This window comes from Anaerococcus sp. (genome assembly GCF_030825785.1).
Lineage (GTDB): Bacteria > Bacillota > Clostridia > Tissierellales > Peptoniphilaceae > Anaerococcus.
This window is the reverse complement of sequence record NZ_JAPJPG010000036.1, coordinates 1-15966: the sequence shown is the minus strand read 5'-3', so window position 1 is coordinate 15966 and position 15966 is coordinate 1. Positions and strand designations below refer to the sequence as shown.

13 protein-coding genes are annotated in these 15966 nt (G+C 36.0%); 2 read left to right on the top strand and 11 right to left on the bottom strand.

The window, feature by feature from the left end; all coding sequences use genetic code 11:
• Positions 1–83: 83 nt before the first annotated feature.
• The 4 genes from RCH56_RS05970 to deoC are packed head-to-tail and all read right to left on the bottom strand — an operon-like array spanning position 84 to position 4196.
• A complete protein-coding gene (locus RCH56_RS05970; RefSeq protein ID WP_306484067.1) occupies positions 84–1385 on the bottom strand; it encodes a pyrimidine-nucleoside phosphorylase in 1302 nt (433 codons plus the stop codon).
• A gap of 10 nt (positions 1386–1395) precedes the next feature.
• Positions 1396–2598, bottom strand: a complete 1203-nt coding sequence (locus tag RCH56_RS05965; protein ID WP_012803512.1) for a NupC/NupG family nucleoside CNT transporter — start codon at positions 2596–2598, stop codon at positions 1396–1398.
• Positions 2599–2607: 9 nt separating this feature from the next.
• Positions 2608–3783, bottom strand: a complete 1176-nt coding sequence (locus tag RCH56_RS05960; RefSeq protein WP_012803511.1) for a phosphopentomutase — start codon at positions 3781–3783, stop codon at positions 2608–2610.
• Positions 3784–3791: 8 nt separating this feature from the next.
• On the bottom strand, positions 3792–4196 hold the full coding sequence (gene deoC / locus RCH56_RS05955; RefSeq protein ID WP_306484066.1) for a deoxyribose-phosphate aldolase: 405 nt from the start codon (positions 4194–4196) through the stop codon (positions 3792–3794).
• Between the two features lie 24 nt (positions 4197–4220).
• Between deoC and RCH56_RS05950 the strand changes: the two genes are divergently transcribed.
• On the top strand, positions 4221–5015 hold the full coding sequence (locus RCH56_RS05950) for a DeoR/GlpR family DNA-binding transcription regulator (protein ID WP_012803509.1): 795 nt from the start codon (positions 4221–4223) through the stop codon (positions 5013–5015).
• Between the two features lie 57 nt (positions 5016–5072).
• On the opposite strand, the gene RCH56_RS05945 is transcribed toward RCH56_RS05950, so the two are convergent.
• The 7 genes from RCH56_RS05945 to RCH56_RS05915 all read right to left on the bottom strand — a co-directional run bounded on the left by RCH56_RS05945 (position 5073) and on the right by RCH56_RS05915 (position 14602).
• Positions 5073–7148, bottom strand: a complete 2076-nt coding sequence (locus RCH56_RS05945; protein WP_012803508.1) for a heavy metal translocating P-type ATPase — start codon at positions 7146–7148, stop codon at positions 5073–5075.
• On the bottom strand, positions 7148–7465 hold the full coding sequence (locus RCH56_RS05940) for a DUF6110 family protein (protein ID WP_012803507.1): 318 nt from the start codon (positions 7463–7465) through the stop codon (positions 7148–7150). The genes RCH56_RS05945 and RCH56_RS05940 overlap by 1 nt, the downstream gene beginning before the upstream one ends.
• A 139-nt stretch (positions 7466–7604) precedes the next feature.
• The gene (locus RCH56_RS05935; RefSeq protein WP_306484065.1) at positions 7605–8576 is read right to left on the bottom strand and encodes a DUF4236 domain-containing protein; all 972 of its coding nucleotides are present in this window, start codon (positions 8574–8576) and stop codon (positions 7605–7607) included.
• Between the two features lie 89 nt (positions 8577–8665).
• Complete coding sequence (gene argF, locus RCH56_RS05930; RefSeq protein ID WP_306484064.1) at positions 8666–9670, bottom strand: ornithine carbamoyltransferase; 1005 nt, start codon at positions 9668–9670, stop codon at positions 8666–8668.
• A gap of 23 nt (positions 9671–9693) precedes the next feature.
• Positions 9694–12198 (bottom strand): ATP-dependent Clp protease ATP-binding subunit, encoded by a 2505-nt coding sequence (locus tag RCH56_RS05925; protein ID WP_306484063.1) that lies wholly within the window; start codon positions 12196–12198, stop codon positions 9694–9696.
• 17 nt (positions 12199–12215) lie between these two features.
• Positions 12216–13148 carry a carbamate kinase gene (arcC, locus tag RCH56_RS05920; protein ID WP_306484062.1) on the bottom strand — a complete coding sequence of 311 codons (933 nt, stop codon included), beginning with the start codon at positions 13146–13148 and terminating at the stop codon, positions 12216–12218.
• A gap of 41 nt (positions 13149–13189) precedes the next feature.
• Positions 13190–14602, bottom strand: coding sequence for a sodium:alanine symporter family protein (locus RCH56_RS05915; RefSeq protein ID WP_306484061.1), 1413 nt, complete (start codon positions 14600–14602; stop codon positions 13190–13192).
• A gap of 348 nt (positions 14603–14950) precedes the next feature.
• Here RCH56_RS05915 and RCH56_RS05910 point away from each other — a divergent pair.
• Positions 14951–15966, top strand: a 1016-nt coding sequence (locus RCH56_RS05910) for an AraC family transcriptional regulator (protein ID WP_306484060.1), incomplete at its 3' end; no start/stop codon positions are given.

The following is a 15966-nucleotide window of genomic DNA, read 5'->3' as shown; positions in this document are numbered from 1 at the left end:
AAATAGTGCAAGATAGAAATAATTTTCTTTCTTACACTATTTATGGTACTAAAAAACCCCGCCTGAGCGAGGTCCTTGTAAGTTTATTTTAAAATTTCTTCTACTATTGGAATTGGCTCTACTTCTTTGTCTGTAAAGGTAAAGGTATCATAGAAATCTTTTTTCCACTCATCTGTTAATTCTTCGTCGTTGTAGACTGTACAAAGGAGGTCGCCCTTTTTGACATAGTCGCCCTTTTTGGCATTCATCTCGAGACCAACAGCGTAGTTTATAGGGTCAGTTTTCTTAGCTCTTCCTGCTCCAAGCTTCATCGCTTGGATACCGAGTCCCATTGAATGGATATTTTCAATGTAGCCTTCTTCTTCAGATAACATTTCTGTCTTGAATTTCGCTTGAGGAAGGAGGTCTGTGTTTCTGATTTGTTCAACATTTCCACCTTGGTATTCTACCATTTTTTCTAGCTTTTCGTAGGCTTTTCCAGATAAGATTGCTTCTTCTAGCATCTTTCTAGCTTCTTCTTTAGTCTCTGCCTTACCTGCTTGCATGAGCATAATCTCTCCAGCACACATACAAAGCTCTGTGAAGTCTTTTGGTCCATGTCCCCTTACAGTTTCTATAGCTTCTCTTACTTCGAGGGCATTACCTATAGCGTTTCCTAAAGGTTGGTTCATATCTGTAATCATGGCCATAGTATTTTTGCCTAGTTTCTTACCGATTGAAATCATAGCTTCGGCAAGTTTCTTAGCATCTTCTACTGTGTGCATGAAGGCACCTTCACCGTATTTTACATCGAGTAATATGGTATCTGATCCAGAAGCAAGTTTCTTAGACATAATTGATGAAGCAATTAGCGGAATCGAATCTACTGTTGCTGTTACATCCCTTAGGGCGTAGAGCTTCTTATCAGCTGGGACCAAGTCTCCTGTTTGACCAATTATGGCAAGGCCTATTTCGTTTACTTGCTTTTTGAATTCTTCTTCGGTAAGGGAGATGTTAAATCCTTCTATAGATTCTAGTTTATCAAGGGTTCCACCAGTATGTCCTAGGCCCCTACCACTCATCTTGGCAAGCTTAAGGCCACAAGCAGCAACCATTGCACCGAGTGCCATTGAGGTCTTATCTCCAACACCACCTGTTGAGTGCTTGTCAGATTTGATTCCTTCTATTTCTGATAGGTCAATAACATCTCCAGAGTGCATCATAGCTTCTGCAAGCTTGGCTGTCTCATGCTCTGTCATGCCGTTAAGCCTGATCGCCATGAGGAGGGCTGCTATTTGATAATCTTCGATTGAATCGTCAGTTACTCCATCTATAAAAAATTGGATTTCTTCATCTGTTAGTTCTTCTTTAAGTTTTTTCTTTTCAATTATATCAATAAATCTCATTTCTTCTCCTTTAGAATAATAACCAAATACCAACTATTAAAGCTGATAGTACGCTGACACAGAATCCCGCAATCATAGCCCTTAGGGCAAGCTTTGCAAGAACAGGTCTTTTTTCTGGACATAGGACTGATATACCAGATATACAAATTCCTATTGAGCTTACATTAGCAAATCCTGCAAGAGATACTGCAAGCATAAGACCTGTTCTCTCGCTCATAGTAGCAAGCATTGGACCAAGCTTGCCAAAGGCTACGAATTCGTTTAAGATTAATTTTGAACCTAAAAGCTCACCTGCTGTAAAGACTTCCTTACCTTCAAGTCCCATCAAGTAACCCATTGGTGCAAATACATAAGATAGGATAGTCTCCAAAGAAATATTAAATATGCCCAAAATCCCATTTATCAAAGCTACTATAGAAATTATAGCTATAAGGCTTGCTCCTATTGCCATAGCCATATTCATTCCATCGAGGGCTCCACTTGCCAAGGCATCTAGGACGTTTTCGTTGTTGCCCTTCCTGTCCATCTTCACTTCACCGAGCTCTTGGATTTCCTCTGTTTGTGGGCATACAATTTTGGATAGAAGGATTGAGCCAACTGGAACCATGGTAGATGCTATAAGCAAGGATTCCATAGGGATTCCCAAGGCAACATAGCCTGCAATAATTGATACTGACATTGATCCCATTCCTGAAACGAGGACTAGCATTACTTCACTTTCTGTCATGAAGTTTAAATATTTTGCTACAAGGATTGGTGAGTCAGTTTGACCTAAGAACATATTAGCAACTGCTACAAAGGACTCAACCTCTGATGTTTTAAATAATTTTCCTATGAGCCAACCTATCTTTGATACTACAAAACCCAAAATTCCGGTATAGAACAAGACTGCAACTAAAGATGATATAAATATAATATTGGTCAAGGTTTGAAAGGCAAATATATATCCTGATGCAGCTGCTGGATCTCCCAAAGATCCAAAAACAAATTGGATTCCCTCGCTACCATAGGATAAAACCTTTTCTACAGCCTTACTAACAGCTCCTATAGCCGCTCTTCCTTGAGGGAGTTTCACAAGAAGGCCTGCTATTATAAATTGAGCTAAAAGAGCTGTGAAAATCCCCTTAACTTTTACAGCCTTCCTGTTCATAGATATTAAAAACATAAATCCTATTACAATAACTATACCCAGAAGGTTCAAGATCAATTTCATAAAACACTCCTATTTTTTAACTTTTTCATAAAAACTTTCGCCTGGAATTGCTGAGTCGATTTCAAATATATCGGCAATAGTCTTTCCAATATCTGCAAAAGTATTTCTTGTCTTTAGGTCAACTCCAGATTTAATCTTATCTCCAAAAATTAACATTGGAACATATTCCCTGGAGTGGTCGGTGGATGGGGTTGATGGGTCACATCCATGATCTGCTGTGATAATTACAATGTCATCTTCCCTAAGTTTAGGAAGCATCTCTCCCAATTGCTTATCAAAATCAGCAAAGGCCTTGGCATAACCATCTACATCATTTCTATGACCATAAATCATGTCAAAATCAACTAAATTTACGAAACACAAGCCATTGAAATCCTTATCACACAAATCAAGGGTTATATTCATTCCATCGATGTTGTCTTCCATCTTGTAAGTTTCAAGGACTGACTGCCCTGCGAAGATATCATAAATCTTGCCAACTCCTATAGAGTCATAGCCATTTTTTACCAAATCATCCATAATGATTGGGCCTGTTGGAGTTAGGGCGTAGTCGTGTCTGTTTCTAGTTCTCTCAAAAGAACCAAGCTCGCCTACAAAAGGCCTTGCTATAACCCTACCTACTGCCAAATCTCCCTGAAGCATATCTCTTGCAATCTCACAACAGCGATATAATTCTTCAAGGCTAACTACATCTTCGTGGCCTGCTACCTGAAAGACTGAGTCTGCTGATGTATAGACTATAAGAGCTCCTGTTTCCAAGTGTTCCTTACCATAATCTTCAATAACCTCTGTTCCAGAATATGGCTTGTTGCAGATAATCTTTCTACCAACTCTTTTAGAATACTCTTCTAGAAAATCTTCTGGAAAACCATTTGGGAAGGTAGGGAAAGGTTTTTCTGAAATGATGCCTGCCATCTCCCAATGACCTGTAGTTGTGTCCTTGCCATTTGAAGCTTCGGCAAGTCTTGCAAAAGATCCTATAGGATTTAATACATCTTCCTTGCAATCAACACCTTCGATATTGAAAAATCCAAGTTTTGCTAAATTATCTGCCTTAAATTTATCGCTTTTAACAATAGCAGCAAGGGTATTGCTACCCTCATCGCCATATTTGTGAGCATCTGGCATTTCGCCTATGCCCACAGAGTCTAAAACTATTAAAAATACTCTCTTTTTATTTTTCATAAGATCCTCTAATAATCTGACTTATTTTCTTCGCCCTTAAGCATCTTTATAGCTGAGCTTGTTCCTATCCTGTCGCAACCTGCTTCTATAAAGGCTACTAGGTCTTCTTTTGTTTTAACTCCACCAGCTGCTTTTATTTTAACATTTTCTCCAATGTGGTCTTTAAATAGGATTACATCTTCCATCCTAGCCCCATCTGTACCAAAGCCTGTAGATGTCTTGATGTAATCAGCTCCTGCCTTGGTAACAGCTTCACACATAGCTATTTTTTCTTCCTCTGTAAGATAGCAAGTTTCGATAATCACCTTAAGGATTTTATCTCCTATAGCTTCCTTGATAGCTCTTATCTCCTTTTCTACCTTCTCGTAGTCTCCATTTTTAACATCTGAGATATTCAGATATTTATGGTACAATTAAGCTAAAGGTGGTTGGAGTATATGGCTAAAAAAGACGAAAGATTAAATAAAATAATAAGCATAGTCAAGAATAAAAACGGATCTTCCATCAAGGAATTGGCAAGCGACTTGTCAGTCTCTGAGATGACTATAAGAAGGGATATAAAGATTCTTGAGGATAATAACATTATAGAGGTCTACCATGGAGCTGTTGTTTATAACCCTTCCTTGGATAACCCGACTCTCTCCCAAACTGAGTCGGATTATGACCTAGACCAAAATTTGAAATTAAACAATAGGCAAAAAGATTTGATTGGAAGAAGGGCTTCTAGTTTAATTAACGATGGAGATATTGTAGTAATAGATACTGGAACTACTACTGATAAGCTTTCTAAGTATATTTCTAATGATATTTCTTCAACTTGTCTTGTTTTCTCATCAAATAACTTCCTGAATTTGATGTATAAGGATAATATCGACCTAATCCTTGCGGGAGGATTTTTCCACAGAAATACAGGGATGTTCGAATCACAAGCAAGCCTTAATGTTATAGAAAACACAAGAGCCAACAAGGTCTTCCTATCAGCAGCCGGAGTACATAAAAATTTGGGCATAACTTGTGCCAACTCCTACGAGCTAGCAACCAAAAAGTTAATTATAAAAAATTCTCTAGAGGTAATTTTGCTCGTAGACTCAAGCAAGTTCGATGCTGTAAAGGCTGTTCATTTTTGCGAGCTTGATGATATAGATATTGTTGTAACTGATAAAAATATAAGTAGAGATTGGCTTAGCTATTTAGAAGAGAAAAATATAAGAGTGATAATAGCTGATAAATAAAAGGCAGTGCTTAGGGTCTTTCTATAAACCTTAGGCACTGTCTTTTTTCTTTGTTTATTAAATTTTATAATCTTTCATGTTCTTGCCTGCAATCATAACTGTCGATAGGTTGTGAAGGAGTGAAGAACTTGTATTTGACAAAATTCCTAGAACTCCTAAGATTATAAGGCTTGAGTTAATGGATACAATCTGCTTGTAGTCAGTTTTTATCCTTTTATCCATAGCCTTTGATAGTTTTACAACATCAACTAGGCCTTCTAGGCTGTCGCTTCCTATGGATATGTCAGAGATTTCTTTGGCTATATCAGCTCCTTGGTGCATTGATATTCCTACATCTGAACTTGATAGGGCTACAGAATCATTTATTCCATCTCCTATCATAACTACAGTCCTTCCCTTATCTTTTTCTTCCATAACATATTTTTGTTTATCTTCTGGCAAAACTTGTGACTTGTAATAGTCAAGGCCTAGCTTTTCCGCTACACTCCTTGCTGCATTTTCTGCATCTCCAGTAAGCATAGCTATGTTATCAATGGATAGGTCCCTAAGATCTTTTACGATATCCGTAGCTTCTTCCCTTAGAGGATCTTCAATACAGATTACTGCTATAAGTCTATCGGCAAAGGCCAGATAGAGAAGTGAATAATCTTCTTTGAGCCTATCAATTATATCCCTAGTCTTATCGTCTATTTCGACTCCCTCATCGTCCAAGATAAAGTGTTCTGAGCCAATCATAGCTACCTTGTCTACTATAGTAGTCTTTATACCATGGGCTACTATATACTCAGGTTTAGAGTGCATCTCTTCGTGTTTTAAATCCCTTGCCCTAGCAGCTTCTACTACAGCACTTGCTATAGAGTGTGGGAAGTGCTCTTCAAGACAAGCTGCTATTCTTAGACATTCATTTTCCTCGATATCATCAAGGGCAATAACTTTAGCAACCCTTGGTTCAGACTTAGTTAGTGTACCAGTCTTGTCGAAGACAATGGTGTTGGCCTTAGATAAGTTTTCTAAGTATTTGCCACCCTTAACTAAAACTTTCTTTTCAGATGCTTGGCTAATCGCCTTCATTATAGCTATAGGAATGGTAAGTTTTAGGGCACATGAGAAATCTACCATCAAGAATGACTTGGCCTTTTCTAAGTTTCTTGTAAGAAGGTAGGTAAGTCCTGCTCCTACGAAAGAGTACTTAACTAGACTATCAGCCATATTCTCTGCATTTTTCTGAGCCAAAGACTTGTTCTTTTCGCTATCTGAAATAAGCTCAATAATATGGCTTAACCTAGATTCATCGTACTTTTTCTTAGTTTCAACGATGATTGCTCCCTCTTCGAGGGCAGTTCCTGCAAAGACTATAGATCCCTCTGATTTCTTGACAGGATTAGACTCTCCTGTAAAAGAAGATTCGTTGACCATGGCAACCCCCTTGATGACCTTGCCATCTACAGGAATTAAGTTACCCATCTCAACTTCTATTAAATCTCCTTCTTCAACTTCCTTGATATTTTTGATAATCTTTTCACCATTTTCGATAACAAACACATTATCAACATTTAATGCAAGAGAATTAGCTAAGTCTTCTTGGGACTTCTTCATGGTGTAATCTTCAAGTTTTTCACCAAGGCCCAATAGGAACATTATGTTTGCGGCATCTCCAAACTTCCTCGTTGCAAGAGAGATTGAAATTGCAGTCGCATCCAAGACTTCTACATTTACCTTTCTCTTAATCAAAGACTTAACTCCAGCTTTGATAAATGGATAGGCCCTAAAGAATAGACCTATGGTTCCTAAAGGCTGAGGTAGGATATATTTGAAAAATATCCTAGTATACATGGCATCTCTTAAAATATGGAAGATGTCATTTTCTGATTGAGCCTCAAAGTCTACTCTTTCTATAGAGGTTTCCTCAATAGTCTTTAGGTCTAGGTCAAGGATTGCCCTAGCTATTTGAGGAATAAATCTCTCCTCGTAATTTACCGTGATGGACTTTGTGAGGATCGACACCCTACAAGACTTGACTCCTTCGATTTCTTCTATGCGATATTTTAGCTTGTTTAGATTTTCCTCTTTTATATAATCTTCATAGGTGAAACGGCTTCTGCCTTCGATTCTATGAGCAATAGAGGCTCTCATTACTTATTTTCTTCCTCAGAAATTTCTTCTTCGCATCCACACTCGCATTCGCAAGCTACTTTTTCAATATCTTGTTCAGCTTCTTTTTTTGCTTCTTCAGCTTCTTCCTTAGCCTTTACTTCCTTGGCTTCTGCTAGGACATCTTCTGCTGAAACTCTGATAGACTCAATAGTTTTATCGATAGATTCCTTTACCTTTAGTCCTCCAACAACTGTGTTAACTGTTGCTTTTTTGGCAAGTTTTGAGTTGAGAACTTTTCCTCCAACTAAACCTACCAATAATCCTGCTCCAACGCTTAATGCTTTCTTTTCTAACATGAATTCCTCCTTAAATTTTTAGGCTTTAATATCTTAACGAAAGTTTTACCTTAGCTTTGACCTAAAGCCTTTACTATGATTCAATTATACTCTCATTATTTAATTTTGAATAGAGGGTTTTCTAATTTTAAAACAATTCTTACTTTCCATCGATTACAGTATCAGAAAATCCAATCATTATATTTAGGTCAGAATTTTCCATTTGTAGGATCCCGTATTCTACTAGGCTTACTTCTGGATTATCTTTATATCTTTTGTCAGGACCTCCGTCTTTGTTGGAGTGTTTGTAGGTTTTTTCTAAGACTCTTGCATCTTTTGCGACCTTTCCTTCCTCCTTGAAGTCTTCTGCCCTAAGATCTACACTTAGGTCCTTGTAGTCAATTGCCTTAAGGTCCTTGTTTTTCGCAAGTAAAAGAGCATCTGGTAAGAAGCTTAGGCTTATGTCTCCTGCCTTAAGACTTATTACCTCTACATTTGTATCTATTCCATTAGGAAGTCCCTTCACTACTCTTAGAGGGCTTCTGTCTAGAATTATATCATCTTCAAGCTCATTTATTAGAAAGACCTCATCGCTTTCGAGTATCCCTGCCAAAAGCTTGTTGGTAAGGTCGTATTCTTCCTTGGATCCTTCTTCGAAGTCATATTCTAAGCTTACAGGTTCTGCTTCCTTCTTATAAAAATAAAGTAATGCACCTATTAATGTAAGCCCTATAAGGAAGGGATTTATAAAAAATAAAAATATTCCTGCAATAGAAAGAATAAGTCCAAGAAGCTTATAGGGTCTTTCAGCCTTTCTGCCTTCTAGGACATCTTCTAGGGCGGTCGACTGGATATTCTTAAAGGCTATTGGCGACTTTTTATTTACTATTTTTCCTTCTTCATTTTTATTTTCTTTTCTATGATTTTTCCCTAAGTCATTTAGGGGATTTTTGAATTCTTTCTGATAAGATAGGCCCGTTCCAGGGATGTAGGCTGTTCCTCTGATGTTTCCCTTGGCAGTTTTTGTTAGTCTAAATCCCTTGCCACCCCAGGAAAATCCTGGACCGGTCTTACTCATATTTATCCTAAAACCCTTGCCTAAATTAATACTTTTTCTAAATCTTATTCCCATAACTTCCTCCTTTGATAATTATATCAAATCAGTGAAATTTTTCCCATAATAAAACTGCCAGCTTAGCCGGCAGTCTTAGTTAGTCTTTTTTACTTAAGTGTAGCATACATTATAGCTTTAATTGTATGCATTCTGTTTTCAGCTTCATCAAATACCTTAGATTTGTGTGATAGGAAGACTTCTTCTGTAACTTCCATACCGTTTAGGTCGTATTTGTCGCCGAATTTGTCATAGATATCTTTACCAACTGTTGTATTTAGATCGTGGAAAGATGGTAGGCAGTGCATGAAGATTGTTTCTTCTTTAGCATTGTCCATTACCTTTTGGTTAACTTGGAATGGGTGAAGTTGTTCGATTCTACTAGCCCAAACTTCTTCTGGCTCTCCCATTGATACCCAAATATCTGTGTAGATTACATCAGCATCCTTTGTGCTTGCCATTACATCTTCGCTAAATTCAACCTTGCTTACATGCTCTTTGGCAAATTCTCTAGCTAGGTCTTGGACGTCTTCTTCTGGCCATAGATCTTTTGGTCCACAACCGATGAAGTTGATACCAAGTTTGGCACATGTTACTGCTAGGGAGTTACCCATATTGTTTCTGCAATCTCCCATGTAGACAAAGTTTAGACCACGAAGGCGTCCAAAGTTTTCTTTGATTGTAAGCATATCTGCTATCATTTGAGTTGGGTGCCATTTATCTGTTAGACCGTTCCATACTGGAACTCCTGCATTATCAGCTAACTCTTCTACTAAATCTTGTCTAAATCCTCTATATTCAATACCATCGTAGAATCTACCTAAAACTTTTGCAGTATCAGCTATTGATTCTTTCTTACCCATTTGGCTTGAACCTGGATCGAGATATGTTACTCCCATGCCTAGATCCATCCCTGCTACTTCAAATGAGCATCTTGTCCTTGTAGATGTCTTTTCGAATAGTAGGACTATGTTTTTACCTTGGAGGTAATTGTGTGGTGTTCCTGTTAGTTTCAAATTTTTGAATTGTTCTGACAATTTGATTAAGTATAATACTTCATCCTCTGTAAAATCTTTAATAGCTAATAAATTGCGTCCTCTTAAGTTAACTCCCATTTTAAACTCCTTATTTTTTTATTTTACATAATGTCAAAGGAAAATTCCTCATCCTCTAACATAATTGTAAGCACATTTGTACCATCTAAGTCATCTTGTAAGATTTTTCTTGAAACCATGGTTACTATCTTATCATCAACCACTCTTCTAATCTCTCTAGCCCCAAATTCTTCATAATCTGATAGGTCTACTATTTTCTCGATAACTTCATTTGTGTAGGCAAAGTTTACCCCAATTTCCCTGAAATCTTTTTTTACTTCTTCAAGATAAATCTTTGTAATTTCCATAAGATTCTTATAAGATAAGTCATTAAACTTAACTATTGCATCAAGCCTATTTATAAATTCCGGCTTGAAATACTTGTAAAGTTCATGCTTATATAGATTACTATCATCTTTCTTAGCCAATATATTAGATGTTAGGATTATAATAGTATTGGTAAAGTCTATGGTTATGCCTCTATTATCGGTTAGTCTTCCCTCATCGAGTATTTGAAGGAGAATATCAAAGATTTGTTTGTTAGCCTTTTCTATCTCATCAAATAGGATTACTGAATAAGGATTAATCCTTACTTTTTCAGTGAGCTGGCCACCTTCTTCATAACCGATAAAGCCTGGAGGAGCTCCAATAAACTTTGTTGTGGAATTTGAATCCATATACTCACTCATGTCAAATCTTATCAGGCTTTCCTCTCCGTCGTAGAGAGTATCTGCCAGAACCTTTGCCAAATAGGTCTTACCAAGTCCTGTATTTCCTGTAAAAAGAAATGTCCCTATTGGCTTGTGCCTATTTTTCATGCCAACTGCCGTTCTTATTATAGCATTTGATATCTTTTCTACTGCTTCTTCTTGGCCTATTACTTTTTCACTCAGAGCCTTGTCTATATTTAGGATTTTCCCCTTCCTATCTTGATTCAAATCCTCTACTGGTATATTAGTTATCCTAGATATCAATGTTTTGATATGATTTTCTTCAAGTTTTTCTATTTTGACAAATCTATATTTTTTGTTTAGGTAGGATTTTTCTTCTTTTATAAGCTCTGGTAGTTTTACCTTAGTAATTTTCGTATATTCTTCGAATTTATCTTCGTTTAATAATCTTTTTTTGGTAAATTCAAGCTCTCTTATATCGCTTCTTATCCTTCTTAGTTCTTTTAGATCTTCTGTTTCTTCTTGTTTTATTTCAAGATTCTTATCATAAAGCTTCTTTAGCTCATCTAACTTATTTTTATTCTTATCGTCATCTTCAAGCTGTAGGCTTTCTTCCAATTTTAAAATATCTTCTCTTACATTATCAAGACTATCCGGAGTATTTTCGAGCTTATTTTTAAGCATAGAGGCTGCTTCATCCATAAGGTCTATAGCCTTATCAGGTAGCTTTCTGTCAGTTATATACCTATCCGATAGGTCTACACAAGCTTTTATGGCCTCATCTGTTATTATCAGATTGTGGAAGTTCTCGTAGTTAGTCTTTATTCCACGAAGAATATCATAAGATTCTTCGATACTTGGCTCTTTTATCAAAATCTTCTGGAAACGACGTTCTAATGCTCCGTCTTTTTCTATATGAGATCTGTATTCAGCAACAGTCGTCGCTCCTATTATAGTTATTTCTCCTCTGGATAGTTTTGGTTTTATGATATTTGAAATATCGATTCCACCAGACGAAGATCCAGCTCCAACTATAGTGTGGATCTCATCTATAAATAAAATAATCTTTCCTTCAAAGGAGCTTACCATATCCATCAAGTCTTTGACTCTTGATTCAAACTCACCTCTTAGGCCTGTGCCAGCCAGTACGCTTGATATATTTAGCGAAAATATTATCTTATCTTTTAGAAAATCGACCACATCTCCTTGGGCAATCCTTAAAGCTAGCCCCTCTACAACCGCAGACTTTCCAACTCCAGGCTCGCCTATTAGGATAGGGTTGTTTTTTATCCTTCTGGTTAGGATTTCAGATAATCTATCTACTTCATCATCCATCCCTATAACCGGATCAATTTTACCTTCTTTAGCTCTTTTAGTAAGATCAATCCCGTATTTATCAATGAGATCTCCTATTTTTTCGCTAAATCGCTCGCTGGTTTCTACTTCCTTCTCTTTATTTACAAGATATTGTTCACACTTTTCATGACTTAGGCCAACTTTTTCTAAGATATGTTTGCTAGTAGTCTTTTCTAAATCAAAGAATGCTAGAAAAAGATGACTTGTAGTTATTTTCTCAGCGTATCTTTTCTTGGCATTTTCCTTGGCAAGTAGCAAGGCACGTTGGTAATCTCTTGAAAAATAGAGCTTGCTAAGTCCATCATTTGACCTTAATTTTCCTATAGCTTTTGTTATTTCATCAGTTAAGTTATCTTTATCTACAGAAAATTCCTCAAGCATTGTATCTAGGACATGGTTTTCTTGATCCGTTACAGACTTTAGTAGATGAAGGTCTGTTACTTCTTGATTTTTATTGAGGAGGGCGAGGTTTCTGGCTTCCTTAATCGCCATTGATGCCTTTAGTGAATATATATCTTTCATTGACCCTCCTTATGTTTTTACTTAACTATTTTTGTTCCTACTTTTCCTTCTAATCCATCCAAAGCCTTGTCTAGTGAAGTTATTATCGCTTCACCTTCTGGATTTTCCTCTAAGAATTTAAGACAAGCTTCTATTTTTGGTAACATAGAGCCCTTAGCGAATTGACCTTCTTCTATATATTTCTTGGCTTCATCTACGCTAATTTCTCTAAGTTCCTCTTGATTTTTCTTGCCGAAATTGATATATACACTTTCAACTGCAGTTAGGATTAAAAGTTTATCTGCATTTATATCTGCTGATATTTTACTTGCAACAAAATCTTTATCAATTACAGCATCTACTCCAATGATAGTACCATCTTCATCAAAGACTGGAATTCCACCACCGCCACCTGTAACTACAGCTGTATTATTTTCTAGTAAAGTTTTTAGGGTTTCTATTTCCTTTAGCCTAACTGGCTTTGGACTTGCAACTACTCTTCTATAGCCTCTGCCTGCATCTTCTTTGAAAGTATAACCGTCTTCTTTCTCGATTCTTTCTGCTTCTTCTTTGCTATAGAATGTTCCTATTGGCTTAGTAGGATCTTTAAAGGCAGAATCGTTTTTATCAACTTCTACTTGGCTTACTATTGTAACAACCTTCTTGTCGATTTTTCTTTTCTCAACTTCGTTTTCAATTGCTTGTTGAAGGTGATAGCCTATATAGCCTTGGCTTAAGGCAACACATTCTACCAAAGGAAATTCTGGTATGCTTTCATCTATTTCACTTGCCTTAGATAATCCTAGGTTTATTACACCAACTTGTGGTCCATTTCCATGAACTATGGCTACATTTTCATAATTTTCTATAATATCTGCCAAGGCCTTAGAAGATCCCTTCACTGCCTCTAATTGTTCTTTTGGGCTATTACCTAGGGCGTTTCCACCCAATGCTACTACTATTGTCTTCATCTATCGTCCTTTCTCAAAATGATGGTTTGTATAAATACGTTCTATTTCTTATTTTTTTGATCTAGTTTATAATAATTATACCCGTCAAAAAATTCCTTCTTAATATCTTTTATCTCTCCGCTCATAGCGATTAATCCAATCATATTAGGAATTACTACAAGACCTAAAGTAAAGTCTAGGAATACTCCAGCCTTTTCAAAAGATACAAATATTCCAAGAAGAATCATAAGCGATGCTACAACTCTCATTATCTTACCAACTTTGGTACCAAATAGATATTCAGCTTGTTTTTCGCAGTAGAATACTATTACTATGATTGTTGATAGTACAAAGAGGAATAAGCTTATGGATATTACTATTGATCCTGCTTGACCAAATATTGTATTGAATGCTCTTTCAACTGCTACAGGTGCTAATTTATCGCTTTCTGCTTGACTTAAACCTGGTTGCCATACTCCTGATAAAAGAACTGTGAGTGCTGATATTGTACAAACCACAATTGTATCTGCAAATACTTCAAACACTCCCCACATACCTTGTCTAGCTGGATGATCTGTGGTTGCCGCTGCATGACCATATCCTGCAGAACCCATACCAGCTTCATTAGAATAAACACCACGAGCAACACCCATTGAGATTACTTTAGATAAAGTTGCCCCACCAACTCCACCAGCAACTGCTTTTGGATTGAAGGCACCTTTTATAATATATCCAAGAACTCTTGGCACGTCACCTATGTGCATAATGATTATGATTATACCAAAAAGTATATATATAGCTGCCATTATTGGAACTAGTTTTTCTGTAACTCTACCAATTTGCTTTACTCCACCAAAGACTACAATTGAAACAATTATAAAAATAACTATAATAGCAATTATTTTGATAATGTTCTCGTTTAGACTAGTTGCAGCAAACACATTTTCAACAGGACCTGCTGCTGATAGAGTTTGAAGAGTAATTGATGGAAGGATCTCAATCATAAAGAAGAAGGCTGCCAAAGCTCCCATAGCCTTACCAAGACCACCCTTTAGTCCGTTCTTTAACATATAAGAACATCCACCAACGAAGTCTCCGTCTTCATTTTTCTCCCTATATTTGATAGATAGGGCAACTTCTGCAAACTTTGTTCCTTGACCAATAATTGCAGCCATCCACATCCAGAATACAGCTCCAGGACCTGCTGCAAATATTATGGTTGGAGCAACAACTATATTTGCTGCTCCAATAGATGAAGCAAGAGCTGTTGTCATGGCTTGGAAGGCAGAAACTGTACCAGATCCTTCTTCATTTTTAGAAAACATCTTTCCAAAAGTTTGTCTCATGATATATGGGAAATATTTTAATTGAATAAATCCAGTTTTAATATTGATAATTAGCCCACCACCCATAACTAGGGCAAGCAGTGGCCATCCCCATAGCCATTCCGTAAACGATTTTATAATTTCTAGCATAATTTACTCCTTGTTGAAAATCACAACAAACCACCATCTTTTTTTAATTTTATTATCTAAAGTAGATGTAAACTTCAAATAATATAGTCAATCTCGGAATTATTTCTCTCCTAGTTTAGACAAGTTAGCCTTAATGTATCATGAAAGATAACTCGTCTTATAAACCTATCTATAACACTTACTCATAATAGAGGTTTAATACTGTGACCTTGTAATCATTATACAAAAGAAATCGTTTTTATATAAGACAAATACATATTTTATTTTTGTAAATAGAAATATATTTTGATTTTAAGTCTTTGTGATATAATTGTTATAGATCCTAGAAGCTAAATAGAAAAAGAGGAGATGATTCATATAACTAAAAAAACAAATATCCAAGATGAGTCCACTTATTTTGGAACAAATAAAAATAAACTTCCCCTAATAGACTTAGCTAGCGAGGTATTCACTGAAAAGACGGAACCACTCCTTCATACAAATGCAAGGTTTTGGATTGTAAAAAAAGGATCTGCCATTGTAAATATCCAAGGAGAAGATATAGAACTAGAAAAAGGATCTATGGTAGGAATCCTTCCTTGGTACTACACTCAGATAAAGGAAGTATCAGAAGATATTCTTATGGATGTAGTTGTTTATGATTTGGACTTTGTAAATATCCTCTTTAAAAGAACTAATGATTTATTTATGAAGGACTACTCCCTAAGCAAATTAGTTTCTGACAATGTTTATGTCACACTACCTAGCAAAGAAGAAGATGAAGTTTATGCTATAATAGATAAACTCAAAAATGAAATTACCAAATACAAACAAGGTGACAAGTTTTCTAACCATATGATTTTTGTAAAGCTTATGGAAATTGTAGTGATATTTGAGAAAAATATTGATTCTTCTAGTAAAAAAAAACTAAAAAATAAACATGATATCCAAATTTTTCACTATATTTACTCTCATTTAAATGAAAATATTAATCTAAAAAATATATCTGAGAATTTCTATCTCAGTCAATCTCAGATCAGCAAATATATAAAGGAAACTACAGGTCTAAGCTTTAGCTCGCTTGCATCTATGATGAAGCTCATTAAACTAATGGGCTATCTAAACTTTTCGCAAATGAACCTAGAAGAACTTTCTGTTATATTAGGATTCAAAGATCCATCACATCTTTCCAAGTTTTTTAAGGCAAAGCTTGGTATAAATACTAGTGAATTTAAAAACAAAACTAATAGTCACGTCAAAAAAGTATTAAATTTAGATAAAATGGAGGAGATAACTTCATATCTATACAAGTACTATTACATGGATTTAAAACTTGAGGATTTATCCATAAAATTTAAACTAAATCCTACAGAGATAAACAATTC